22 protein-coding genes and 1 tRNA gene are annotated in these 22,357 nt (G+C 66.6%); 20 read left to right on the top strand and 3 right to left on the bottom strand.

Translation table 11 applies throughout. The features are described 5' to 3' along the window. Positions 1 to 4 precede the first annotated feature (4 nt). Positions 5 to 1,603 (bottom strand): PucR family transcriptional regulator, encoded by a 1,599-nt coding sequence (locus tag ACIP5T_RS08295; RefSeq protein WP_400862211.1) that lies wholly within the window; start codon positions 1,601 to 1,603, stop codon positions 5 to 7. 173 nt (positions 1,604 to 1,776) lie between these two features. On the opposite strand from ACIP5T_RS08295, the gene ACIP5T_RS08290 reads away from it, so the two are divergent. The 15 genes from ACIP5T_RS08290 to ACIP5T_RS08220 all read left to right on the top strand — a co-directional run bounded on the left by ACIP5T_RS08290 (position 1,777) and on the right by ACIP5T_RS08220 (position 16,180). Continuing rightward, on the top strand, positions 1,777 to 2,679 hold the full coding sequence (locus ACIP5T_RS08290; protein WP_400862209.1) for a transporter substrate-binding domain-containing protein: 903 nt from the start codon (positions 1,777 to 1,779) through the stop codon (positions 2,677 to 2,679). A gap of 5 nt (positions 2,680 to 2,684) precedes the next feature. Further along, positions 2,685 to 3,626 carry an amino acid ABC transporter permease gene (locus ACIP5T_RS08285; protein ID WP_400862208.1) on the top strand — a complete coding sequence of 314 codons (942 nt, stop codon included), beginning with the start codon at positions 2,685 to 2,687 and terminating at the stop codon, positions 3,624 to 3,626. Further along, positions 3,623 to 4,390: an amino acid ABC transporter ATP-binding protein gene (locus tag ACIP5T_RS08280; protein ID WP_400862207.1), complete on the top strand. Its 768-nt coding sequence runs from the start codon at positions 3,623 to 3,625 to the stop codon at positions 4,388 to 4,390. Before ACIP5T_RS08285 ends, ACIP5T_RS08280 begins: the two co-directional genes overlap by 4 nt. 26 nt (positions 4,391 to 4,416) lie before the next feature. After that, positions 4,417 to 5,613 carry an alpha-hydroxy acid oxidase gene (locus tag ACIP5T_RS08275; RefSeq protein ID WP_400862205.1) on the top strand — a complete coding sequence of 399 codons (1,197 nt, stop codon included), beginning with the start codon at positions 4,417 to 4,419 and terminating at the stop codon, positions 5,611 to 5,613. After that, positions 5,610 to 6,032 (top strand): cupin domain-containing protein, encoded by a 423-nt coding sequence (locus ACIP5T_RS08270; RefSeq protein WP_400862203.1) that lies wholly within the window; start codon positions 5,610 to 5,612, stop codon positions 6,030 to 6,032. The genes ACIP5T_RS08275 and ACIP5T_RS08270 overlap by 4 nt, the downstream gene beginning before the upstream one ends. After that, positions 6,029 to 8,251, top strand: a complete 2,223-nt coding sequence (locus ACIP5T_RS08265; protein ID WP_400862201.1) for a sigma-70 family RNA polymerase sigma factor — start codon at positions 6,029 to 6,031, stop codon at positions 8,249 to 8,251. Before ACIP5T_RS08270 ends, ACIP5T_RS08265 begins: the two co-directional genes overlap by 4 nt. Positions 8,252 to 8,310: 59 nt before the next feature. After that, the gene (locus tag ACIP5T_RS08260; RefSeq protein ID WP_400862199.1) at positions 8,311 to 9,633 is read left to right on the top strand and encodes a cysteine desulfurase; all 1,323 of its coding nucleotides are present in this window, start codon (positions 8,311 to 8,313) and stop codon (positions 9,631 to 9,633) included. After that, positions 9,630 to 10,064: a Fe-S cluster assembly sulfur transfer protein SufU gene (gene sufU, locus ACIP5T_RS08255; RefSeq protein WP_400862197.1), complete on the top strand. Its 435-nt coding sequence runs from the start codon at positions 9,630 to 9,632 to the stop codon at positions 10,062 to 10,064. Before ACIP5T_RS08260 ends, sufU begins: the two co-directional genes overlap by 4 nt. A 31-nt stretch (positions 10,065 to 10,095) precedes the next feature. Next, the gene (locus ACIP5T_RS08250; RefSeq protein WP_400862195.1) at positions 10,096 to 11,040 is read left to right on the top strand and encodes a GNAT family N-acetyltransferase; all 945 of its coding nucleotides are present in this window, start codon (positions 10,096 to 10,098) and stop codon (positions 11,038 to 11,040) included. A 57-nt stretch (positions 11,041 to 11,097) separates the two neighbouring features. Further along, positions 11,098 to 11,739, top strand: coding sequence for an NADPH-dependent F420 reductase (locus tag ACIP5T_RS08245; RefSeq protein WP_400862194.1), 642 nt, complete (start codon positions 11,098 to 11,100; stop codon positions 11,737 to 11,739). Positions 11,740 to 11,878: 139 nt separating this feature from the next. Continuing rightward, positions 11,879 to 12,538 (top strand): GntR family transcriptional regulator, encoded by a 660-nt coding sequence (locus ACIP5T_RS08240; protein WP_400862193.1) that lies wholly within the window; start codon positions 11,879 to 11,881, stop codon positions 12,536 to 12,538. Between the two features lie 238 nt (positions 12,539 to 12,776). Then, a complete protein-coding gene (locus ACIP5T_RS08235; RefSeq protein ID WP_400862191.1) occupies positions 12,777 to 14,135 on the top strand; it encodes a hypothetical protein in 1,359 nt (452 codons plus the stop codon). A 42-nt stretch (positions 14,136 to 14,177) separates the two neighbouring features. Continuing rightward, positions 14,178 to 14,750 (top strand): hypothetical protein, encoded by a 573-nt coding sequence (locus tag ACIP5T_RS08230; protein ID WP_400862189.1) that lies wholly within the window; start codon positions 14,178 to 14,180, stop codon positions 14,748 to 14,750. Between the two features lie 310 nt (positions 14,751 to 15,060). Next, complete coding sequence (locus ACIP5T_RS08225; protein ID WP_400862187.1) at positions 15,061 to 15,306, top strand: hypothetical protein; 246 nt, start codon at positions 15,061 to 15,063, stop codon at positions 15,304 to 15,306. A gap of 10 nt (positions 15,307 to 15,316) precedes the next feature. Beyond that, on the top strand, positions 15,317 to 16,180 hold the full coding sequence (locus ACIP5T_RS08220) for a hypothetical protein (RefSeq protein ID WP_400862185.1): 864 nt from the start codon (positions 15,317 to 15,319) through the stop codon (positions 16,178 to 16,180). A 1-nt stretch (position 16,181) separates the two neighbouring features. Here ACIP5T_RS08220 and ACIP5T_RS08215 read toward each other — a convergent pair whose 3' ends face one another. Next, positions 16,182 to 17,021: an SDR family NAD(P)-dependent oxidoreductase gene (locus tag ACIP5T_RS08215; protein ID WP_400862184.1), complete on the bottom strand. Its 840-nt coding sequence runs from the start codon at positions 17,019 to 17,021 to the stop codon at positions 16,182 to 16,184. Between the two features lie 127 nt (positions 17,022 to 17,148). Here ACIP5T_RS08215 and ACIP5T_RS08210 point away from each other — a divergent pair, with 127 nt between their 5' ends. Then, positions 17,149 to 17,730 carry an asparagine synthase gene (locus tag ACIP5T_RS08210; protein ID WP_400862182.1) on the top strand — a complete coding sequence of 194 codons (582 nt, stop codon included), beginning with the start codon at positions 17,149 to 17,151 and terminating at the stop codon, positions 17,728 to 17,730. 66 nt (positions 17,731 to 17,796) lie between these two features. Then, a tRNA-Arg gene (locus ACIP5T_RS08205) sits at positions 17,797 to 17,869 on the top strand. 89 nt (positions 17,870 to 17,958) lie between these two features. Here the strand turns inward: ACIP5T_RS08205 and ACIP5T_RS08200 are convergent. Beyond that, the gene (locus ACIP5T_RS08200) at positions 17,959 to 19,005 is read right to left on the bottom strand and encodes a LacI family DNA-binding transcriptional regulator (protein WP_400862180.1); all 1,047 of its coding nucleotides are present in this window, start codon (positions 19,003 to 19,005) and stop codon (positions 17,959 to 17,961) included. A gap of 168 nt (positions 19,006 to 19,173) precedes the next feature. Here ACIP5T_RS08200 and ACIP5T_RS08195 point away from each other — a divergent pair, with 168 nt between their 5' ends. The 3 genes from ACIP5T_RS08195 (at position 19,174) to ACIP5T_RS08185 (ending at position 22,357) form a co-directional block, all read left to right on the top strand. Beyond that, positions 19,174 to 20,499, top strand: coding sequence for an extracellular solute-binding protein (locus ACIP5T_RS08195; protein WP_400862178.1), 1,326 nt, complete (start codon positions 19,174 to 19,176; stop codon positions 20,497 to 20,499). A gap of 63 nt (positions 20,500 to 20,562) precedes the next feature. Beyond that, on the top strand, positions 20,563 to 21,447 hold the full coding sequence (locus ACIP5T_RS08190) for a carbohydrate ABC transporter permease (RefSeq protein ID WP_400862176.1): 885 nt from the start codon (positions 20,563 to 20,565) through the stop codon (positions 21,445 to 21,447). 4 nt (positions 21,448 to 21,451) lie between these two features. After that, a complete protein-coding gene (locus ACIP5T_RS08185; RefSeq protein WP_400862174.1) occupies positions 21,452 to 22,357 on the top strand; it encodes a carbohydrate ABC transporter permease in 906 nt (301 codons plus the stop codon).

The following is a 22,357-nucleotide window of genomic DNA, read 5'->3' as shown; positions in this document are numbered from 1 at the left end:
GCGCTCAGACCGTGCCGCGCGAGGCCGCCGACAGCCGAAGCCAGAGCCAGAGTCGGGTATCCGGAGAGTCGAGCTCGATTCCCAGCTCGTTGCGCACGACATCGAGGCGATACCTGACGGTGTTCTGGTGAACATGCAGCGCGTTCGCCGTCTCACGCACGCTGCCGAGCTGGTCGAGGTAGACGCGCATGGTGCGCGACAGGTCGGTGCCCTGTGCGGCGTCGTGTTCGGCGAGGATGCTGGCAGAGTCGCCGACCGTGGCGTCGAGCCCCTCGATGAGCTCGGTGACCTGCAGGATGGCGAGGCGATCGCGCATCTCGTCGAAGGTCGCGACACGGGTCATCCGGTGACGATCGTCGGCGAGGGGCGAGCTCAACAGCACGCCTGCGGTCGCCCCGGCCTCGCGGTGCGACCGCGCGATGCCTCTGATGTCGTTGGCGCGCGTTCCGATACCCGCGAGCAGTGCGGCGTCCGTGCGCACCACGGAGTGGGCGAATGTCTGCACCCTGGCGGCGATCGTTCCGGGAATCAGCGTGACGACCTGCGTCCCGATGACGGCGCTGTGAGAACCCGGGAACGCCGCGCTCGAGACGCTGATCGCCAGGTGCAGGAGTCTGTGCAGTCCACGCATCGCCTCGACCTCGTCGAACGTGTCGACCCGGAAACAGACGATCGTGCAGCCCACTTCGGGCCGGATCAGCAGATGCGACGCCGCATTGCGGGCATGTCGTTCGTCTTCCAGCAGAGTGCGCAGCAGGCTGGAGTTGCGCTGATCGCGGTCGGCGGCATCTTCGCGCGCGCGCAGGAGGTGCTGGGCGGCGATCGGCTCCATCTCTTCGAGGAGCGTCTGGGTGCGCGTCGCCTGCGCAGGGTCGATCTGGATCACCCACATCGACCCCAGCAGCTCACCCGACGCACGCACCGTGATTCCGACCCTGCCGAACTGGTCGGTCTCGGAGGGGAAGTGCCTGGCATCCGCGGCGCGGAGCAGGGACTGGTACTCGGTGTCGGAGGAGATCGGGATCTCCTCTTGAAGGAGCAGGGTCGTCCGGCGGCGGATGTCGTCGATGGGCTGCTCGCTGTGCGTCGAGTACCCGACCACCTGGCCGGTGGAATCGACGATGCTCACCGCTCCCTCCGCGAGGGTGGCCAAGGCGTTCGCGAGACCGAAGAGATCACCCAGGCGAACTCCGGTCACGCGTCCTATGGAGTGAGAGCTGAGCAGGGATCGAAGCACGTTGGCGAGCTGTGCCCAGTCACCGCCGACGAGGTGGAGGACGGGGACTGCGGCGCGCTCCAGGCCTTCGCCCTCCTCGCTCTGCGTGCCTTCGTCTCGGCGCACGACCACTGCAGCCGCGCCGGCCGCGGCGAGGCGCGCCGTCAGCCCCACGAGTTCGTCGGCCGCGGAGGACGTTCCCGCGGCGAGCACGATGCAGTCGCGGTACTCCGCCGCGTCGGAGGTCGGATCGAAGAACACGACGCCCGTGAACACGGCCGTCGTCGCCGACGGGGCTCCGACCGGCGCGAGCATGCCGTCGCCGATGAGCACGGCATCGTGCAGTGTCGGCTCGCCCGTGGGAGCTCGTTCCGAAGTCTCGGACATGGAGTCTTCTCCATTCATCGATGTCAAGTGGCGGAGGAACCTACATATCGGTCACGTCGGGTTCCCGCAAGACTGAGAGTACGAGGTCGACGACGACCTCGTACGAATTCCGACCATCAATTTCCCTTTTCGCAGATGGACTCCGGGCGTGGTCGCCCAGGCAGGACGCTCACATGAACAGCACTCACCTTTCGCGCCGCGGATCGATGGCGATCATCGCAGCACTCGGCGTGACCGCCGCCCTCGGGGGCTGCGCCGCGCAGGACGCTCCCGACTCCGCAGCCGACGAGGTCACGATGAAACCCGTGGCCGATGCGGTCGCACTCCTCCCGGACGAGCTTCAGAAGGGTGGGACGCTGCGGGTCGCGATCCCCACGAACGAACCGCCCACGCAGTTCTACCGCGAAGGCACGCAGGACATGACGGGGATCAACCCCGACGTCGCGCGCCTGCTGGCGGGCGCGCTCGGGCTCGATCTGAAGATCGAGGTGACCACCTTCGACACGATCATCCCTGGCATGAGCGCCGGACGATACGACCTGACGGTCTCATCGATGACGCCGACCGAGGAGCGCATGGAGCAGCTCGATTTCGTCGACTACGTGCAGATGGGGAGCGCGTTGGCGGTTCCGGAGGGCAACCCGCAGGAGCTCGGCTTCGATGGGCTCTGCGGCAAGCGCGTGGCGGTGCTGAAGGGGTCGTACCAGCTCACCGTCAACGTGCCCGGATTCGACCAGGCGTGCGAGGACGCGGGTGAGAAGCCGCTCGAGATCCTGCAGTTCCAGGACACGCGCCAGGCGATCTCCGCGTTGCTCAGCGATCGCGCGGACGTCGTATACGCCGATTCGCCGATCCTCGGATACGCGGTCGCTCAGGACCCGAAGCTCGAAGTCGGGGATGAGAACGACTTCGCGCCGGTCGCTGTAGGCATCCCTCACGACTCGGGAACGCTCGAGGCGATCGCGGCGGCACTCGACGCGATCATCGTCTCACCCGAATACGAGCAGCTGCTCGCCGACTACGGACTCGAATCGATGGCGATCACCGAGGCACGCGTGAACGCGGCGCAGGGCTGACGACGATGACCGTGATCGATGAGGGCGACTCCCCGATGGGAGAGCCGGCGGGCGTCACCGGACTCCAACGCACGCTCACCTCGCTGGAGGTGCACAAGCGGCGCCACTTCGGCATCCTCATCGGAGGGGTGCTGCTCTGCCTCTTCGTCGTCTTCTTCCTGATCGACGTCGCCACCAATCCGCGGTTCGGCTGGCCCGTGGTCGGGGCGTACCTCTTCGACCCCCAGGTGCTGCAGGGCATGCTGCTCACGCTCGTGCTCACCGTCGTCTCGATGACGGCCGGCATCGTCCTCGGAGTCGTGCTCGCCATCATGCGCGTCTCCGGAAATCCTGTGTTCGCGGGGGTGAGCGGCACCTATGTCTGGTTCTTCCGAGGCACTCCGCTGCTGGTGCAGCTCATCTTCTGGTACAACATCGCGGCGCTCTATCCCGTGATCGCGTTCGGGCTTCCGTTCGGCGGCCCGAGCATCGTCCTCGGCTCGGCGAACGTGCTGATCACACCGCTGGGCGCTGCACTGCTCGGGCTATCGCTGAACGAGGCGGCGTACATGGCCGAGATCATCCGCAGCGGTATCTCGTCGGTCGACGAAGGACAGCTGGATGCCGGCAAAGCCCTCGGCATGACGCGATCGAAGCTGCTGCGTCGGGTCGTGCTCCCTCAGGCGATGCGCGTGGTCATCCCGCCGACGGGCAATCAGGTGATCTCGATGCTGAAGGGCACATCGCTGGTCAGCGTGCTCGCGATCTCCGATCTGCTGTACGCCGTGCAGTCGATCTACTCGCTCAACTACGAGGTCATCCCCCTGCTGCTCGTCGCGTGCATCTGGTATCTGGTGCTCACCACCGTGCTCAGCATCGTGCAGTCCCGTCTCGAAGAGCGCTACGGGCGTGGCTTCACGCCGCGTCGGGCTGTGCGGGTCAAGAAGTCGAAGGAGCCGGTCGCATGACGCGCAACATGGTCGAGATCCGCGGCGTACGCAAGGCGTTCGGCCACAACACCGTGCTCAAGGACGTCTCGCTTCAGATTCCCACCGGTTCTGTGACCTGTCTGATCGGGCCGAGCGGGTCGGGCAAGACGACTCTGCTGCGCTGCGTGAACCGCCTCGAGACCGTCGATGCAGGGATCATCCTCGTCGACGGGGAGCTCGTCGGTGCGACGCGTCATCGAGGACGCCTGCTGGAGGCGAAGGAGTCGGCGATCGCCAAGACCCGCCGCCATACCGGCATGGTGTTCCAGAGGTTCAACCTCTTCCCGCACCGCACGGTCCTCGAGAACGTGATCGAGGGGCCGACCCAGGTGCTGGGGCGTCCTCGCGCTGAGGTCGTGAGTGAGGCGAAGGTGCTTCTCGCGCGGGTCGGACTCGACGACAAGGCGGCGTCGTATCCGCAGGAGCTCTCGGGCGGGCAGCAGCAGCGCATCGCGATCGCCCGCGCACTGGCCATGAAGCCCAAGCTGATGCTGTTCGACGAGCCCACCTCGGCGCTCGACCCTGAGCTGGTCGGCGAAGTCCTCGCTGTGATGCGAGATCTCGCGGCGGAGGGGATGACGATGATGGTCGTCACCCACGAGCTCGGCTTCGCCCGGGAGGTGAGCGATCAGGTGGTCTTCATGGCAGACGGCGTCGTCGTCGAAAGCGGAACACCCGAGGCTGTGCTCGAGCGTCCTCAGCACGAGCGAACCCAGACCTTCCTCTCCCGAATCCTGCACTGACAGTCACATCCCCACAGGAGCACGACGTGCGAAACATCCACAGCATCGAAGACCTCAGGAGCCGTGCCAGGCGACGTCTGCCGGCCATGGTCTTCGATTTCATCGAGGGGGGAGCCCTCGACGAGCTCACCCTTCGACGCAACCGTGAGGCGCTCGACGCGCATCTGCTTCCCCAGCGGGTGCTCGTCGACACCTCGCAGCGCCACGCGACGACCCGCATCCTCGGAACCCGACTCGACCTTCCCCTGGTCGTGTCCCCCATGGGCCTTCTGACGGTATGCCACCCCGACGCCGACGTGGCCATCGCGCGGGCAGCCGCGACCTCAGGAAGTGTCTTCGTGCACAGCCCCTGGTCCGGCTGCTCGCTCGACGAGGTGACGGATGTCGCCCCGGGGCGGGTGTGGGCGCAGATCGCGTTCTGGAACGACGCTGCCGAGACACGGCGCCACATCGACCGTGCACAGGCGCTGGGAGTCGACACTCTCGTCGTCGCCGGCGACGTCGCCGTGTCGAGCAAGCGCGACAGGGACCTCAGACACGGAACCGGCATGCCCCCGCGGCCGCCACTGCGCGATGTCGTGAACACCGCACTTCATCCCGGCTGGGTGATGCGGTGGCTGCTCGGACGCTCGATGACGTGGGGCAACTACCGCATCGACGGCAGGGCCATCCGCATGCGCGAGATGGAGAGCTGGATGGAACGCAACGAGAACCAGACAGCGACGTGGGACGACATCGCCCGACTTCGCAGCACCTGGAACGGCAACATCGTCGTCAAGGGCATCATGACCCCCGCGGATGCGCGGCTGGCCGTGGACCACGGTGCCGACGGCGTATTCGTGTCGAATCACGGCGGTCGCCAGTTCGACGGCCAGCAGGCGACGATCGAGGCGCTTCCGCGAGTCGTGGATGCGGTGGACGATCGCGCTGCGGTGATCGTCGACGGCGGGATGCGACGCGGCTCCGACATCGCGAAGGCGCTCGCCCTCGGTGCCGACGCCGCGGCAGCGGGTCGTCCGTTCGCCCTGGGCCTCGCCGCCGGAGCGCAGTCCGGGGTGGAGCACGCGTTCGAGGTGCTCCACGACGAGCTCCTCACGGTGATGGGCTTCCTCGGGGCGACGCGTGTCGACGACATCCCCCGCATGCTGTCGGACACAGCGAACGTGCGTCTCGAGTCCGCGACAGCGACCCTCGCCGCCGGCACCGCCGAGGTGGGCTCGTGAACGCGCTCGATGTCGGCGCCCGTGCTGAGGCGGTGCGGGCGGTGCACCTGACGTCTCCGGCGACTCTGCCGCTCGGGCCATGGGCCGGCCGGGCGACCGCATTGACCCCCGGGCTCCAGGAGGCGGAGCGGGAGGACTACGTCGACAGCGCGAACGGCCTCGAGGTCGGTGTCTGGGAGGGCACCCAGGGCGAGTTTCCGGCTCAGCGCGACGGGTATTCGGAGATCTGCCAGATCCTCGCCGGCCGGGCGACGTTGCACACCGACGGTGCGGATCCGATCGAGCTCCATGCGGGAGACACCATCATCATGCCGACCGGGTGGACGGGGCGGTGGGAGCTGCATGAGCCACTGCGCAAGCTCTATGTGATCGTCCACGACCGTGCTGCGCCTCCCGCCGATCCGGAAGGGCGATCATGACGAGGTCCTCGAACACGATCGTCCGCACGAGGATCGACCCCGAGACGAGCGATGACGAGCTCGTCCTCGCCACGCGAGCGGGGGACAGCGGCGCGTTCGGCGTGCTCTGGGATCGTCATTCCCCGGCCGCACTCCGCGCCGCGCGTTCGATCACGAGCTCGATCGATCCGGAGGACCTCGTGAGCGAGGCCTTCGCCAAGACCTTCAGTGCGATCCGCAACGGCGGCGGCCCGACCGATGCGTTCCGTCCCTACATCTTCGCGGCCGTGCGCAGTGCCGCGGCCACCTGGGGAGGCAAGCAGAAGGACGTCGTCGCACTCGAGTACATCGAAGAGCTGCCGGCTGAGCACACAGACGACTCTCTCGACCTGCTGTCTGACAAGGCGCTGCTGACGGCGGCGTTCAAGGATCTGCCGGAGCGCTGGCGCACCTTGCTGTGGTACCTCGAGGTCGAGGGGATGAAGCCGCGTGAGATCGCGCCGCTCATGGGCATGACACCCAACGCCGTCTCGGTTCTGGCGGCGCGGGCTCGTGAGGGCTTCAAGATCGCCTGGCTTCACGCCCACATCGCAGAGGCGAGGCGCGAGCCGGAATGCCGGTGGGCCTGCGAACGCATCGTGGCGCAGGGCAGGAAGCGGCATGTGGCGCGCGCGGACCGTGCGCGCTTCGACGCGCACCTCGAACGCTGCGCGCGATGCACGATGGCCAGCGCCGAGATCGAGCAGGCTTCGTCGAAGCTGCGGGCGGTTCTGCTGCCGGTGATCCTCGGCGGACCGGCGGCGGCAGCATATTCAGCCGGGTCTCCGGCACCCGCCATGGCGGCCACTGCGACGGGCTGGATGCCACGACCCACCCCACGCTGGCTGGTCGTCGGCGGAACCGTCGCTGCCGCGACGGCGGTGGTAGCGGTTGCGGCGGTCGCCGCCCAGCTGGCCCCTGCCGGTTCCCCGGATGCCGGCGAGTCATCGGCTCCTCCGTCCGCGCTCGTCGTCGCATCGCCGGCTCCGATCGCGTCGCCCGAATCGACGGAGACGCCCGCCGTGACGGTGCCCCCGGTCGAACCGGAGACCCGCGTCGAGCTGGAGCGGCCGCCCGCGCCGGTTCGTGAGACGCAGCCCGATCACGAGGATGTCGACGACACGGTCGTCGAACCCGAAACGCCGGTGGGGGAGACCCAGCCGTCGCCCTCCGGCGAAGACGGATCCCATCCGGAGATCCGGCCTCCGTCGACCCCGGCCGAACAACCGCCGGTCGACGGCCCGCGGACTCCAGCTCCTGAGGCTCCGGTTGAGCTGCCTCCGGTTGAGGTGCCTCCGGTGGTGGTGCCGCCGGTGGTATATCCGCCGGTCGTGGAGCCGCCCGTTGTCGAGCCTCCTGTTGTCGACCCGCCGGTTGTCGAGCCTCCTGTTGTCGACCCGCCGGTTGTCGAGCCTCCCGTCGTCGACCCCCCGGTTGTGGCGCCACCCGTTGTGGTACCTCCGGTTGTGGAGCCTCCGGTTGCCGTGCCTCCGGCTGCGGTGCCGCCCGTTGCGTACCCTCCGGTTGTCGAGCCCCCCGTCGTCGAGCCTCCGGTCGTGGACCCACCGGTGGAGGCGCCGCCCGTTGTCGAGCCCCCGGTCCTGGAGCCTCCGGTCGTGGAGCCGCCCGTCGTGGATCCGGTCGCCTCGCCAGCGACGGTCTCCTGGAACATCCTGCCGAGTGCAGCCGTTCCGCCGATGGTCATCGGCACAGGGACGCCCGGTGCAGCCGTCGAGATCGTCGACGAGACGGGCCGCGTGATCGCCACGACGGTGGTGGACGCAGCGGGCACGTTCTCGGTGCGCCCCGGCTTCGATTCGCTTCACCAGGGCATCTCCATCTCGATGCGTCACACCTCCCCGACCACGGGAGAGCAGACGGTGAGCGAGCCGACGGGACGCGTCTACTTCGCCGTCCCAGGACTCGGCGAAGATTCGGACGGAGTCATCTCGCGCACGGATTCCGATGGTGACGGCAGACGGGATGATCTCTCGCTCGATCTTCGGGGTATCGCCGGCTCGACGGTCTCCATCGCCCTCGATGGGAACCCGGCATCGACGGTACTGCTCACCGGCTCTTCAGCTGTCGTGTCGTTCGTCGACGTCCGGCCAGGACTGCATCAGGTCACGCTGCGCTACGTCGACCCCGTGACGGGGACCTTCGGATTCGCGGATACGGATCACATCCTCGTGGTGCCCTGACCGCCGACCGGCACCCGGAGGGCGCCCCGTGGGGGTGCGTCAGATGAGAAGCTAGAAGGATGAGCATCTCCCGCGAGTCCGACGTGATCGCCCCGCGAGGGGGTGGCCCTCTGACAGACGCCGAGGTGCGGCGCCTCCGTGCGGACTTCCCGATTCTGCGTGCCGAGGTCAACGGACACCGCCTGACGTATCTGGATTCCGGTGCCACCTCGCAGCGTCCGTTCGCCGTGCTCGACGCCGAACGCGAGTTCGCGTCGACGCTGAACGCCGCCGTGCATCGCGGTGCGCACACCCTGGCCGCCGAAGCCACCGAGGTGTTCGAGGATGCCCGTGCCACCGTCGCCCGATTCGTCGGTGCTGACGAGGGCGAGATCGTGTGGACGTCCAACGCCACCGAGGCGCTCAACCTCATCGCCTACTCGCTCTCGAACGCGTCGCTCGGACGCGGGGGAGCGGCTGCCGAGCGTCTCCGTCTGCGTGAGGGCGATGAGATCGTCACCACCGAGATGGAGCATCACGCGAACCTCATCCCGTGGCAGGAGCTCGCGGCCCGCACGGGGGCGACCCTGCGGGTGATCCCGCTCGACGATGACGGCGCTCTGCGCCTCGACGTCGCCGGCGAGCTGATCAACGAGCGTACGAAGCTCGTCGCGTTCACGCATGTGTCGAATGTGCTCGGGGTGATCAATCCCGTCGAGCAGCTCGTCGCCCTGGCACACGCGGTCGACGCGATGGTCGTGCTCGACGCCTGTCAGTCCGCACCTCATCTGCCGCTCGACGTGCGCGCGCTGGACGTCGACTTCGCCGTGCTGTCCGGACACAAGATGCTCGGCCCCACGGGCATCGGCGCTCTCTACGGTCGCCGTGAACTGCTCGAGGCCATGCCCCCGTTCCTCACGGGCGGTTCGATGATCACGACGGTCACCACGACGGAAGCCGCCTATCTGCCGCCGCCGCAGCGATTCGAGGCCGGCACCCAGCGGGTCTCGCAGGCGGTCGCGCTCGCCGCAGCGATCGACTACCTGACCGCGGTGGGGATGCCGCGGATCGCCGCGCATGAAGCCGCCTTCGGCAGACGACTCGTCGAGGGTCTCACGGCCATCGACGGGGTGCGTGTGCTCGGCGCCGGCATCGACCTTCCGCGCGTGGGACTCGCGAGCTTCGACGTCGACGGCATCCATTCTCACGACGTGGGGCAGTTCCTCGACGACCGCGGCATCGCAGTGCGCGTGGGACACCACTGTGCACAGCCGCTGCACCGTCGACTGGGCATCACCTCGTCGACGAGGGCGAGCACGTATCTGTACACGACCGATGCCGAGATCGAGGCCGTGATCGACGGCGTCCAGGGTGCGATCGACTTCTTCCGGAGGGGCGCATGAGCGACCTGCAGAACCTGTATCAGGAACTCATCCTCGACCATTCCCGCACCCCGCACGGGTTCGGACTGCGCGACGAGATCGCCGCGCAGTCGCATCAGGTGAACCCGACCTGCGGCGATGAGGTCACCCTGCAGGTGCACCGAGCCGGCGACGGCAGCATCGAGGCGATCGCGTGGGAGGGGCACGGCTGCGCGATCTCGCAGGCATCCGCGTCTCTGCTCGCCGAGCTCGCCGAGGGGCTCACGGTCGACGAGCTCGAGATCCGCATCGCCGCGTTCCGAGAGGCGATGCGCTCGCGGGGCAAGATCGAACCGGATGAGGAGCTGCTCGGAGACGCCGCCGCCCTCGGGGGCGTCTCGCGCTACGTGGCACGAGTGAAGTGCGCCATGCTGGCGTGGGTCGCGGTGGAGGACGCACTCCACAAGGCGTGATCGCCGATGCCGCGAGGTGCAGGATGGACTCATGCCTCTTGATCTGACTCCGCTCAGCGCAGACCGCTTCGGCGACTGGCTCGAGACCACCCGAGCGCGCCTGGTGACGCTGCGGCAGGAGTCGGGGATGCTCGTCGGCGAGGATGCGGTCTCGCACGTCGACGGCGTCCTCGCCGAGCTGCTCTCGGCAGGGCACGAGACCGAGACGTCGCTCATCCTCACGATCGATGACGGCGATACCCGCATCGGCACGGTCTGGCTCGCCGCCAACAACGGCGTGCTGTTCATCGTCGATCTCGCGTTCGTGGTCGACCCGAGTCGACGACAGCTCGACGCCCTCCTCGACGAGCTTCGGTCGCTGGCCCGCAGGCAGAAGGTCGGTCGACTGAGCGTCGCTCTGCACTCTTCGGATGCGGCGGGCCGAGCTTTCGTCGAGGGGCGAGGGTTCGAGGTCGCGTCGATCCAGATGCTCCTCGAACCGCTCCCGTCTCGCTCGTCTCGCGCGCCCGGGGGCCTCGTCGTGACACCGATGACGCCGGAGCGCTTCACGAGCTTCGCTGTGGCATCTGAAGCGGCCTTCGCCGAGGATCTCGCGGCGTCCGGCCGATACTCGGCGGAGGACGCAGCGGTCGAGTCGCATCGGCAGATGCAGCTAGAGCTCCCTGACGGCGTCGACTCGGAGGGACAGGAGCTGTTCACCGCCGATGTCGACGGCGGCGAGGTCGGAGTGCTCTGGATCGGCATCCGTCGACGAGGAGGCCACCCGCATGCGTTCATCCTCGACATCGAGATCGCGGAGGATCAGCGTCGTAAAGGGTACGGTCGCGACCTCATGCTGGCGGCCGAGCACGAGGCGGCACGGCTGGGCGCCGACTCGATCGGGCTCCATGTCTTCGGCTTCAACACCTCGGCGATCGGCCTCTACGAGAGCCTCGGCTATCGCCGGGTCGAGGAGCGCTTCCTGCTCTCGGTGTGATCGGCGTCACGCGGCGTGAATCGGGAATAGCAGCGCCTCGATCGCGTTGGGCCGAGCATGACTACTCTCGGAATCATCGGTGCAGGACATATCGGCAGCCAGGTCGCACGGATCGCCGTGGCCAACGGCTATGACGTCGTGATCGCGAACTCGCGAGGCCCGGAGACCCTTGCGGACCTCGTCGCGGAGCTCGGCGATCGAGCGTCGGCCGCGACTGCCGTCGACGCCGCGGCTGCAGGCGACGTCGTGGTCGTCACGGTGCCCCTCGGCAAGATCGACGAGCTGCCCGCCGAGCAGCTCGCGGGCAAGATCGTGCTCGACACGAACAACTACTACTTCGAACGCGACGGGCACATCGACGCCCTCGACCGCGGCGAGACCACCACGTCGGAGCTTCTGCAGGCGCAGCTGCCGACCTCGCGCATCGCCAAGGCGTTCAATCACATCCTCGCGGCCGACATCACGACCGACGGCTCGCCGGCGGGCACGGCCGATCGCCGCGCGCTCGCCACATCCGGCGATGACGCCGAGGCTGTCGCCTTCGTCACCCGCTTCTACGACGAGGCCGGCTTCGACACGGTCAACGTCGGACCGCTCAGCGAGTCCTGGCGCGTCGAGCGCGACCGGCCCGCATACGTCGTGCGGCAGAACGCCGACGAGCTGAAGGCCAACCTCGCGATCGCCAACCGCCTGCCGTGACACGTGGGAAGAGGGGCGGATGCCGCGGCATCCGCCCCTCTTCCCTGTCCGTCGCCTGTCGACGGACCGATACGTAACATATGCGTACCGTTGGGATACCAAACTTGTCCGGCAGTTCGGCGAGTGACATACTTCCGACATGGTGGGGGTGGGGACTACCGGCGAACTCGAGTCGGTGCGGGTGACGCGCGTTCTTCGCGACGATATCGTGCTCGGTCGGCGTGCCCCGGGATCCCGACTCATCGAACGGGACATCGCAGCCGAGCTCAACGTGTCGCGCCTGCCTGTGCGCGAGGCGATCCGCACCCTCGTCGCTGAGGGAGTGGTCGTCGCGCGGCCGAGGAGCTGGGCGGTGGTGCGAGAGTTCACGCATCGAGACATCCGGGATTTCGGCGAGGTCCGCGAGGCGATCGAGACGCTGATCTTCGTCTTCGCCGCCGAACGGCACACCGACGAGGGGATCGCGCGGCTTCGGGCCGCATACGAGCGCGAGTTCGCCGCAGCATCCGCCGGTGAGACCGAAGCCGCGCGTATCGCGGCGGGCGAGTTCCACGAGATCTCTGCCGAACTCGCAGGCAACGAGATGCTCGGCGAACTCATCGCGGTGTTCGTCACTCGCCTGCGCTGGCTCTTCGGGCAGCACGACGATCTGCTCGCGATGGCCGAGGAGCACCGCCTGATCCTCGAAGCGGTCGCGGCTCGTGACACCGACACCCTCCGGTGGATGATCCCCCGCCACCTCGCCAGTGGCCAGGAAGCCGCGGAACGACGACTCACCGAGCAGGTCCACTCGATCTGAGCGTTCTGTCGGTCGAACAGGCCGCTCGCAAGGAGATCCTGATGATGCTACCGCGCAACATCGCATAGAGACCCTGTTAGGTGAGACTGATGAAGGAGAATACGCCGATGATTCGCATCGGCTTGGAAGCGTCGCGACAAGCCGCGCATGGCTCACCCAATATCGGTCTCGTAACCATGAGTATCAGAGGTGCCTCCGTGCGCCGAAGCGCGACGGAGGTACGAACTACTCTGAGATCGTGATGCGCGACTTGAATGAACTACCTCGGCCACGGGTTCTGGTGCACGTCTCCGGACGGAGCAAAGCGGCGGCGGCCGTTGATGCCCTCGAAGATCTCGCTGGCACCGTGCGCGTCGTTGAAGACATCGACGAAGTGCACCTCGACGAATGGGATGCGCTGATCACGTCGAGTGGACTCGGTCGCAAGGTGTATCCCGGTGGCCCCCGCAAGGCGTATCTAAACCGGTGGGTGCCGGAACACCTCTATGTCGTTGTGCTCCAATCGCGTACCCAGGGATTTTGTGACTACACGGCCAGCGACGCCGGAGAGCTGATGTTGCAGCTCTCGGAGATGGAGTCAGTGGGGGCTAGGGCGGTGATGGGGGATGGTCTCGATGATGAGGTCGCGGCCCTGGTGAAGGCTCAGCTCGTCCCCGTCGTGGCTGAACGCTCCGATCAGTTCGGGCTACGCGTTACGAGTCCCTCTGGCGAGAACACCGTTGAGTATGGCGAGTTCAAGCCGTTGCTTCTCGGGCCGGATTCACTCGTCTACGCGGCTCACTACGATCGTGCACCAGGGTCGCCTGTGTGGCTGCTTCCCGATGACGTCCCGGACCTCTTGCCCTGGTTCAAGCACATCTTCAAGTCTTGGCACGAGCTGAAACCAGATGTCTATCGAGGCGCGCCAGATTGGTATGAAGCGGACGATTGGATGGTTCCAGCTGAGTTCCAGAAGGCGGATGAGTTGTCGGCGGAAGTAGCGTCCTTCGAGCAACTGCGGTCGGCGCACCGCGAGCGGAAGGCGCGGATAGAGGCGGAACTTGGAAAACTTCGCGACGAGACGGCTCGGGCCGAGCGCATACTGCTTGGCGGGCAGGATTTCGAGCTGCAGGAGCAAGTGCTAAAAGTACTCGAAGAGCTCGGCTTCGACGTTGAAGACATGGACCCCACCTGGCATGAAAAGGAGCCTCGCGAGGACTACCGGATCCGAGACGTGTCGGACCCCACATGGATGGTCATCGGCGACGCAACGGGCACCACAAAGGGGGTCAGGGGGACGAAGCTCATGACCGTGGAACGGTACGTGACGAAGTACGTTCAGGAGCACCCTGGGGACGCCATCCCGAAGTACTGGGTGATTGCGAATCACTTCGCTCGGCGCGCTCCTAGTGAGCGGCCCACCGATCTGCTCCGTAAAGACGAACTCTCCGTAGTGAAAAAAGACGGAAACTTGGTCTTGGACACCGTGGCCCTCTTCCTACTGCTCGTCGCGGCAAGACGCGACACCGCGTTGAAGGAGGCTATACGCGCCGAGTTGCGCTCGAGATCCGGGCAGTTCACGGCCGAAGATGCACGGACCTGGATCGCAGCACAGTGATGCGTCTCGCGATACGGCGAATGAGTCGGAAATGAGGGCGCGATGGAGAGTTGGATCACTGCCATTGGTTCGCTGGTCCTAGTCGGCATAACTGCTTGGTATGCAGTTCTCACGAGAAGGCTGGCTATTTCAGCGCGTGAATCGGCGGCGAGCGCGGAGCGGACCGCCCAGATCGCTGCTGACGCCCTAGCTGCGTCCGTAGCGGGTCTCGATATCGAATTCGGTGTCTACCCAAATTGGCGAGCTAACGAGAAGGGCGACGGTCACGCACTCGGGGTCTCGGTGATTTCCACCGGAGCCGCAGTCTTCGTGCACGGAGCGCACATCGACGAGCTGTGGTTGCTAGAAGGTGACGAGCGCGAGGACGGCTATTCATCGGCACTCGAAGTTTCGGATCATGCATTGGTGCTGGATGAAGATTTCGCGCTGAACACTGACGGCGTTGCTCTGCCGGTGCGTCTGCATCGAGGGGAGGGAGTTCACTTCGTGACGCAGCCGGAGGCCGACATCGAGGTCTCGAAGATCGCGCAACTCGAGGTATCCGTGTCGTACTCGCTGAGTCCTGGTGGGGAACAGCTCGTTAGGCGCTCGACCTACGACTTTCAAGACGAGTAGGGCGACCGGCACGTTTCTCCGGTCGCCTCACTGCAGGCAGCATCAGCTCAGATAGCTCATGCTCCCTTGAGTGACACGCTGACGAAGTCGAACGGCTTCTCGATGCGGAAACCGTACCGGCCCTCAAACATGAGCCGGAACGAGACTACTAAACGATGGGGGGGTCCGCTTGCGTTCCTGATCCTTTTGCTCTCCGTGGCCTTCTCGTCGCCACCGGCTGGCCGCCAACCGGTCTGGAGAGTCATCTCGGGCGAGGATATATTGGCCCTACGGAATCGTTCCGGAAAGTCGTCGTGTCCTGGGGAGCGATATGAGAGGCGTTGCCGTCGTCGCCGGAGGCCTCCTGCTCCTCGGCGGAACGGTGCTCATCGCGGTCGCCGATCAGCAGCGAGTGGATGCGCTCGCCGAGGCGAGGGCGGCCGTCGTGCAGGCCGAAGAGCGTCTCGACGAGGCGCGGGAGGCGAACCTTTCTCTGGCCGAGCAGCTGACCGCGCTGCGCACGACCATCGCCGAGCAGGAGACGCTTCTCTCCGACACCTCGGGGCTCCTGCCATGAGGGGATCTCCGTGATCCGGCGCATCCTCTCTGTCGCCATGGTCGCGGCACTGATGCTCTCTGCGGGCGTGGTCGCTCGCGCCGTCGCTCTCGACGAAGACAGGGTGGCCGTGATCGCCGAGCTGCAATCACTCACGCAGTCGACTCGCACCGCGCAGATGCGCACGGATCACCTCGAAGGGTCCATCGCGATCGCCGAGAAGGACACGGCTGCGCGCGCCGCCGTGCTCGAGGCGCGGCCGGCGTTCGTCGCTGAGATCGCCGCGCTGCGGGATGCGATGGAGGGAGCCGACGGCAAGATCGACACGTCGGCGCACCGGGCGGCAGCGATGTCAGCTCAGCAGTCCGTGCTCGCGGAGCGGAAGGACCCGGCCACGGTCGTCGCCGCCACCGCCACCGTGCACGCCCTCATCGGCAGGGTGGGGCAGGACATCGGCAGCTGGGAGGCGGCGCAGTACGCGGCGCCGTCGGGTCCGGCATGGTCTTCGAGCGGGCCCGATGGGTTCGCGCGGGTGCGCGCCGCTCTCGACCGGGTGGGCGGCGGGGGAGTCGGCCTCTACGAATCCTCCTCGTGCGCGGGAGGCACGGCGCCCGCGTGCGCGAACAGCAGCGGCTACATCAAATATCGTGCCGACATCGTGGACTGGAGCGTCGACCAGCTGAACTGGGCGATGGCGCACGAGCTGGCCCACATCTACCAGTTCCGGGTCTGGGGAGCCCTGACCTCCTCGGACGTCTACTACTCATCCTTCGGCGGGGATCCCGAGTTCCTCGCGAACTGCATGGCGGTCGTGCGCGGCTACCCCGGGCCCGTCGGCTGCGACGGCGATCAGCAGGCGTGGGCGTCGGGGATCTGGGTCGGCGCGGTCCGTTGAGTCAGGCGATCGGCGTGGTCGTGTCGATGGCGTCGCGCAGCGGGCGGCGCATGACCCGCCAGTAGCCCGTCGGCGCGAGGCGTGTGAGCACATCGATCAGACGGGCCTCTCGTCCGACCATCGTCCGCGCACGGCGGCGCTCCGTCGCCCGCACGATCAGCGCCGCGGCATCCGCGGGCTCGGTGTGGTACATCGCTGCCTGTGCGTTCGCTGCGCGGGCCGCGACCGCCGGGTCGATCGCGGCGGCATAGCGCCCGTGCAGGATGATGCCCGTGCGCACGCCGGCGGGGTAGACCGCTCCGACTGTCACCGAAGTGTCCTCGAGTTCGTGCCGCAGCGCCTCCGAGAACCCGCGCACCGCGAACTTGCTCAGAGAATACGGGATGCGTCCGGCGGGTGCGGCCAGTGCGTAGACGCTCGCAAGGTGCGTGATGTGGGCCGCGGGCGCCGCACACAGAGCGGGGAGCAGCGCCTTCGTGATCGACACGGTCCCCCAGAGATTCACATCGGTCAGCCAGCGCATCTCCTCCATGGTCAGCTGCTCGAGATCGCCGAGCATCGACGAGCCTGCGCAGGTGATCAGAGCGTTCACGCGCGGGTGCGCCGCCGAGATCTCATCAGCCGCAGCGAAGACGGCGTCGTCATCACGCAGATCGACGACGTGCGTGGTGACCGTGGTGCCCTCGAGGTCGGCTGCGACGGCTGCGAGACCGTCTGGGTTGTGGTCGACGAGTGCCAGGTGCACGCGTCGGCGGGCGAGCAGACGGGCGATGTCGGCACCCATCCCGCTGGCGGCGCCGGTGATGACCGTCGTGCTGCCGGTGAGCGTGAGACGCTTCATTGCACCCTCCTGGCGGCGAGCGGGAGAGCAGCCGGTCGTAGAGCAGGTCGCGGAGACCCGATTCCGATCCATTCTGGCCCACTGCATCGCAGAGCGATACCGGTACTCTCGAAGGAAGGAGGTAGGGGTGGGACGAACAGCGGATGCCATCGCCGAAGGCGTTGCGATCGCGACCGCTGCGGCGCGCCTCGCCGTGAAGAATCACATCCTCATCGGGACGATCGCCGAGAACGGCGTCTTCGACACCGACAAGTACATCGCCGACGCGCGCGAAGCGCTGCGGGCGATGGCCGAGGAGTCGGAAGAAGTCGAGCGGAACCTGACCGAGCTGCGCAAGCGCGCTCGCGGTCGTCATTCCGACCCGTCTGGCACTCACGACTACCGAGACCGCGACGTCCGCAACCTGCGTCGACGGGCCAAGCAGTCGCACGGGGTCGCGACGAAGCTGCGCGACATGATGGAAGACGAGGCGGCGTTGCGCGTCATCGTCGAGGAGGCCCGCGAGGGCGCCTGGGCCGACGTGCGGCACAACCTCGATCGTCGGCTGCGTGTCGAAGGCATGCGGCCCGATCAGGACCCCGATTACGAGCGCATGCGCGAGGCGCGGATGCAGGCGCTGCGGCTCGTCGATCTTCAGGCTCTGTCGTCTCTGCAGCGCGCGAAAGCGAAGCGGAAGAAGAAGCAGAACACGCCCGACAGCGATGAGTGAGCCCTCGTTTCGCTTTCGCGTCGCGTCTGTTGTAGGCTGTTCTACGGCCCGCTGAGCGGTCCAGGAGCGCCCGTAGCTCAATGGATAGAGCATCTGACTACGGATCAGAAGGTTAGGGGTTCGAGTCCCTTCGGGCGCACATCAGCTGAAACCCCCGTCGCGAAAGCGGCGGGGGTTTTGCGTTGCGTGTGGGGCAAGATCGCGCCCGAGAGCCTCAGCCCCAGAGCCTCAGTCCCTGCGCCACATCTCGCCGAGGGTGGATGTGCGGGGGAGCAGGCGGGGCTCCAGTGTCACGCTGCGCGCCCGAGCCGCGGGGTCGGCGATGCGCTCCAGCAGCAGGTCGGCCGCGACGGCGCCCATCTCTTCGCCAGGCTGACTCACGGTGCTGATCGGGATCGAGCTCTCGGATGCGAAGTGGTTGTTGTCGTAGCCGGTGATGGCGATGTCGCCCGGCACTGAGAAGCCGGGCACCTCATTGAGGATCTGGATGAGCCCGATGGCCACGAGATCGGATGCCGCGACGATGGCGTCATAGGTGCCCGCGCCGCGCGCGAGGATCTGCCGCCCGGCATCCCGCCCGTGTCGGATGTTGACGCCTCGGGTCTCGAGGATGTCGATGTGCGCTTCGGCGTGGGCTGCAGTCGCCTGCTCGGCGCCCTCCCACCGCTGGTTCACTGCCGTGAGGAACCGCGGTCCACCCACGAACAGCAGCCTTCTGCGCCCGAGTGCGATCAGGTGCGACGCGGCGAGTGCGCCTCCGTGTCTCTCGTCCACGGTGACTCCGGGGTAGGCGAGCGAGGGTGACTCGAAGTTCACCAGGACGGTCGGAGTGGTGCGATTCTCCGGATGAGGCGACTTCGCGAGCGCGGTGTCGAGTGGAGCGAGGATGATGCCGGCCACGCGCGAACGATCGAGAAGCTCGAGGTTGTGCACCTCGCGGTCGGGGTCGACGTCGGAGTTGACGATCAGCACGTCCATCTTGTGACGGCGCAGCGCGCGCTCGGCACCCCGGGCGATGTCGACGAAGAACGAGTTGCCGAGGTCGGCGAGCACCAGGCCCACCGAGGTGCTGCTCCCTGCGGCCAGAGACCTGGCTGCGTCGTTGCGGACGAAGCCGAGTTCGGCGATCGATGAGAGCACCTTCCGCCGGGTCGTCTCTCGCACCTTCTCCGGATTGTTGAGGGTGTTCGACACCGTGCCGAGGGCGACTCCCGCGTGAGCGGCCACGTCAGCCATGCTGGGCTTCGTGCGCCCAGACGGGGGAGTGTCGGTCACGTCATCCTCCTCGGCATCCTCGCCAGGTCCTGGCTCTTCAACTCTAGAGCATCAGTATTCGTGAAGCGCTTCATTTGTGATGCGTAACTCTCTTGACAGGGCCTTTTTTTCTATGGCATGGTGTGAATGAAGCGCTTCAAAAGAGGCGTCGCTCTTCAAGGAGGAACAGTGACCACAGCAATGAGGCGCGCCCGTCGCCTGGCCCCCGCAATCGCGCTCATCGGCGTCGGAGCTCTCGCGCTCTCGGCCTGCTCAGGCAGCTCCGGGGGATCCGGCTCCGAGTCCGGCGCCGGCGACGGCGAGTTCACGTATCTCGGACAGACCGAGAACACCACGATCATCTCCACGCTCGAGACCCTCGCGGGAGACCAGTGCAAGGCCGCGGCGGACGCCGCTCCGCTGAAGTCCGATGACATCTCGGGCACGCAGTGGGATCAGCAGCTCCAGCTGCTCGCGAGCCAGGACGGACTCTCCGACATCCAGATGGCCGCCGGAACGCCCGCGCTCATGTCGGAGTTCATCGACGGCGGCAAAGTGCTCGATCTCTCGAAGGCGCTCGACGACCTCGGTGTCTCGGACCGACTGGTGCCCGCGGCCGAGTCGACGGTCAAGGCGCTGTACGGCGACGGAGCGCTCTACGCCCTGCCGACCGAGTTCAACATCGAGGGCTTCTGGTACAACAAGGAGCTCCTCGAGGCGAATGACGTCGAGGTGCCCGAGACCTGGGACGACCTCGTCGATGCCGCCTCCACGCTGAAGGATGCCGGTGTGCAGCCGTTCGCCACCGCCGGGAAGGACGGCTGGCCCGTCACGCGCCTCGTCGGTGACTACATCTTCCGCACACTCGGCCCCGACGCTCTACAGAAGGTCGCTGACGGCGACGCCAAGCTGACCGACCCCGAGTACGTCGAAGCCGCTGACGCGGTCGCCGAGCTCGGCAAGGCCGGATACTTCGGTGACGCGGTCGGCTCGATCGACTACAACGCATCGATGAACCTGTTCCTGTCGGGCAAGGCCGCGTTCTACTACATGGGCAGCTGGGTCCTCGCGAACTTCAACGACGAGGCGCAGAACCAGATCGGCGCCGACAACATCGGCTTCGCGCGGTTCCCCGAGGTCGAGGGCGGCGCAGGCAGCATCGACCAGATCCCGGCCAACGTGGGCATCCCGGTGATGCTCGCCGAGAAGAGCTACGACGACGACTCGGCCGCCTGGCTGAAGTGCATCGCCGAGGGTTACGGCGACACCGCGCTCAACGACAGCGGAGTGATCTCGGGCTTCGTGGTCGACAACCCGCCGACCGACCTGCCCCCGACGACCCAGATGGTGCAGGAGGAGATCGCGAACGCTCCGTCCAGTGTCCTCTGGTTCGAGGCGCTCTTCACGCCCAAGGCCACCGGCATCAGCCAGAACAACGGTGCAGGTCTCGCCAACGGCAGCCTCTCCGGCGAAGAGTTCATGAAGCTCGTCCAGGCAGCCAACGACGAAGGCTGACCCACTCCCGGGGCGGGCGCCCGCCCGCCCCGGGACCGTCGTCGTCGCATCAGGAGATCCACCATGCACAAAGTCCTCGGTGACAAGCGCGCCATCCTCGTCCTGCTCGGACCCGCGCTGCTCGTCTACTCGCTCGTCATGCTCGTCCCGATCGTGTGGTCGCTGTTCTACACGGTGCAGGACGGCAACCCCATCACCGGCTTCACCTTCAACGGGTTCGCCAACTTCGCGAAGTTCTTCCAGGATCCGGCCGCCTGGGACGCGATCTTCTTCACGCTGAAATACGCCCTCATCCTCACGGCGCTGCAGGTGATCGTGGGTTACCTGCTCTCGCTGATGTACGTCTTCTGGCTCCGCAAGGGGTCGGGCATCATCCGCACGATCGTCTTCTTCCCGGTGGTGCTCCCCACCGTGGCGGTCGCGCTGCTGTTCCAGCGCCTGTTCGAGGCGGCGCCGACCGTCGGTCCGGTGAACTCGTTCCTCGGCATCCTCGGCGTGCAGAACCTCGACTGGTTCGGCACCCCCGACGCATCGTTCTGGGTCATCATCGCGATGGACCTCTGGCGTTCGATGGGCTTCTACGCCGTGCTGCTCTACGCCGGACTCGTCGACATCCCCGACGAGCTCATCGAATCCGCCCGCATCGACGGGGCATCCGGATGGAAGCTCATCCGCACGATCGTCCTGCCGCTGTCCCTGCCCGTGCTGCTGTCGTCGATCATCTTCAGCATCAACGGCACGCTCAAGGTGTTCGACACCGTGGTCGCGCTGACGAACGGCGGACCAGGCAATGCCACGACGCCGCTGACCCTGTACATGTTCCGCACCTCATTCGCCTACGGCGACTACGGGTACGGCAGCACCATCGCCCTCATGCTGACGATCCTGTGCCTGCTGTTCACGGTCTTCATCTTCCGCTCCACCCGCCGCGATCTGACGAAGGACTGAACCAGTGAGTGCGACAACCGCCATCGTCACGGGCACCCCGCTGCCCACCCGCCGCGACGTCGACCCGAACCGCCGGGGAGCACGCGACTTCTTCCGCCGGCTGCCGATCCGGCTGCTCATCGCCGTGCTGCTGATCGTCGAGGTCTACCCGATCCTGTGGATGATCCTCGGTTCGTTCAAGACCCAGAACGAGTTCCTCAACGAGCCGTTCTGGGCGCTCCCTCAGTCGTGGGACATCGTGAACTACATCGAGGTCTTCACCACCGGCGAGTTCGGCAAGTACATCGTCAACAGCGTGATCGCGGTGTTCCCGTCGCTGGCGATCATCCTCGTGTTCGGCACGGCCGCCGGCTTCGCTCTCGAGGTGATGGTGTGGAAGGGCAGGGGCACGGTCCTCTTGCTGTTCCTCGCAGGAATCATGGTGCCGGCGCAGATGATTCTCCTGCCGCTGTTCACGATCTACTTCCGCACGAACATGACCGGCACGCTGTGGCCGCTGATCATCACCTATGTCGCCCTGGGCATGCCGTTGACCGTCTTCATGATGGCCACGTTCTTCCGCTCGGTGCCTCGGGAGATCTTCGAGGCGTCGACGCTCGACGGAGCCTCGATCTTCCGCTCGTTCTTCTCGATCGGGCTCCCGCTGGTCAAGAACGCCCTGTTCACGATCGGCCTGGTGCAGTTCTTCTTCCTCTGGAACGACCTGCTCATCGCGCTGACCTTCACCAACAGCAGCGACCTGCGCACGATCCAGGTCGGTCTGCTCAACTTCACCGGAGAGTACGGAGCGGTGCAGTACGGGCCGACCTTCGCCGCGATCTCGGTCAACGTGCTCGGAACGCTGCTCATCTACGTGTTCCTCAACCAGCAGGTCATGAAGGGCCTGACCGCAGGATCGGTGAAGGGCTGA

Source organism: Microbacterium sp. NPDC088619 (assembly GCF_044752825.1).
Classification (GTDB): Bacteria; Actinomycetota; Actinomycetes; order Actinomycetales; family Microbacteriaceae; genus Microbacterium.
Note: the sequence above shows the minus strand (reverse complement) of the source record. Positions and strands in the feature narration are given on the sequence as shown.

Excerpts from the sequence above, each read along its gene's own strand:
- sufU (WP_400862197.1), top strand. The coding sequence starts at position 9,630 with ATGAGCGACCTGCAGAACCTGTATCAGGAACTCATCCTCGACCATTCC.
- ACIP5T_RS08265 (WP_400862201.1), top strand. The coding sequence starts at position 6,029 with ATGACGAGGTCCTCGAACACGATCGTCCGCACGAGGATCGACCCCGAG.
- ACIP5T_RS08225 (WP_400862187.1), top strand. The coding sequence starts at position 15,061 with ATGAGAGGCGTTGCCGTCGTCGCCGGAGGCCTCCTGCTCCTCGGCGGA.
- ACIP5T_RS08190 (WP_400862176.1), top strand. The coding sequence starts at position 20,563 with ATGCACAAAGTCCTCGGTGACAAGCGCGCCATCCTCGTCCTGCTCGGA.
- ACIP5T_RS08215 (WP_400862184.1), bottom strand. The coding sequence starts at position 17,021 with ATGAAGCGTCTCACGCTCACCGGCAGCACGACGGTCATCACCGGCGCC.
- ACIP5T_RS08230 (WP_400862189.1), top strand. The coding sequence starts at position 14,178 with ATGGAGAGTTGGATCACTGCCATTGGTTCGCTGGTCCTAGTCGGCATA.
- ACIP5T_RS08290 (WP_400862209.1), top strand. The coding sequence starts at position 1,777 with ATGAACAGCACTCACCTTTCGCGCCGCGGATCGATGGCGATCATCGCA.
- ACIP5T_RS08245 (WP_400862194.1), top strand. The coding sequence starts at position 11,098 with ATGACTACTCTCGGAATCATCGGTGCAGGACATATCGGCAGCCAGGTC.
- ACIP5T_RS08295 (WP_400862211.1), bottom strand. The coding sequence starts at position 1,603 with ATGTCCGAGACTTCGGAACGAGCTCCCACGGGCGAGCCGACACTGCAC.
- ACIP5T_RS08240 (WP_400862193.1), top strand. The coding sequence starts at position 11,879 with ATGGTGGGGGTGGGGACTACCGGCGAACTCGAGTCGGTGCGGGTGACG.
- ACIP5T_RS08250 (WP_400862195.1), top strand. The coding sequence starts at position 10,096 with ATGCCTCTTGATCTGACTCCGCTCAGCGCAGACCGCTTCGGCGACTGG.
- ACIP5T_RS08260 (WP_400862199.1), top strand. The coding sequence starts at position 8,311 with ATGAGCATCTCCCGCGAGTCCGACGTGATCGCCCCGCGAGGGGGTGGC.
- ACIP5T_RS08280 (WP_400862207.1), top strand. The coding sequence starts at position 3,623 with ATGACGCGCAACATGGTCGAGATCCGCGGCGTACGCAAGGCGTTCGGC.
- ACIP5T_RS08285 (WP_400862208.1), top strand. The coding sequence starts at position 2,685 with ATGACCGTGATCGATGAGGGCGACTCCCCGATGGGAGAGCCGGCGGGC.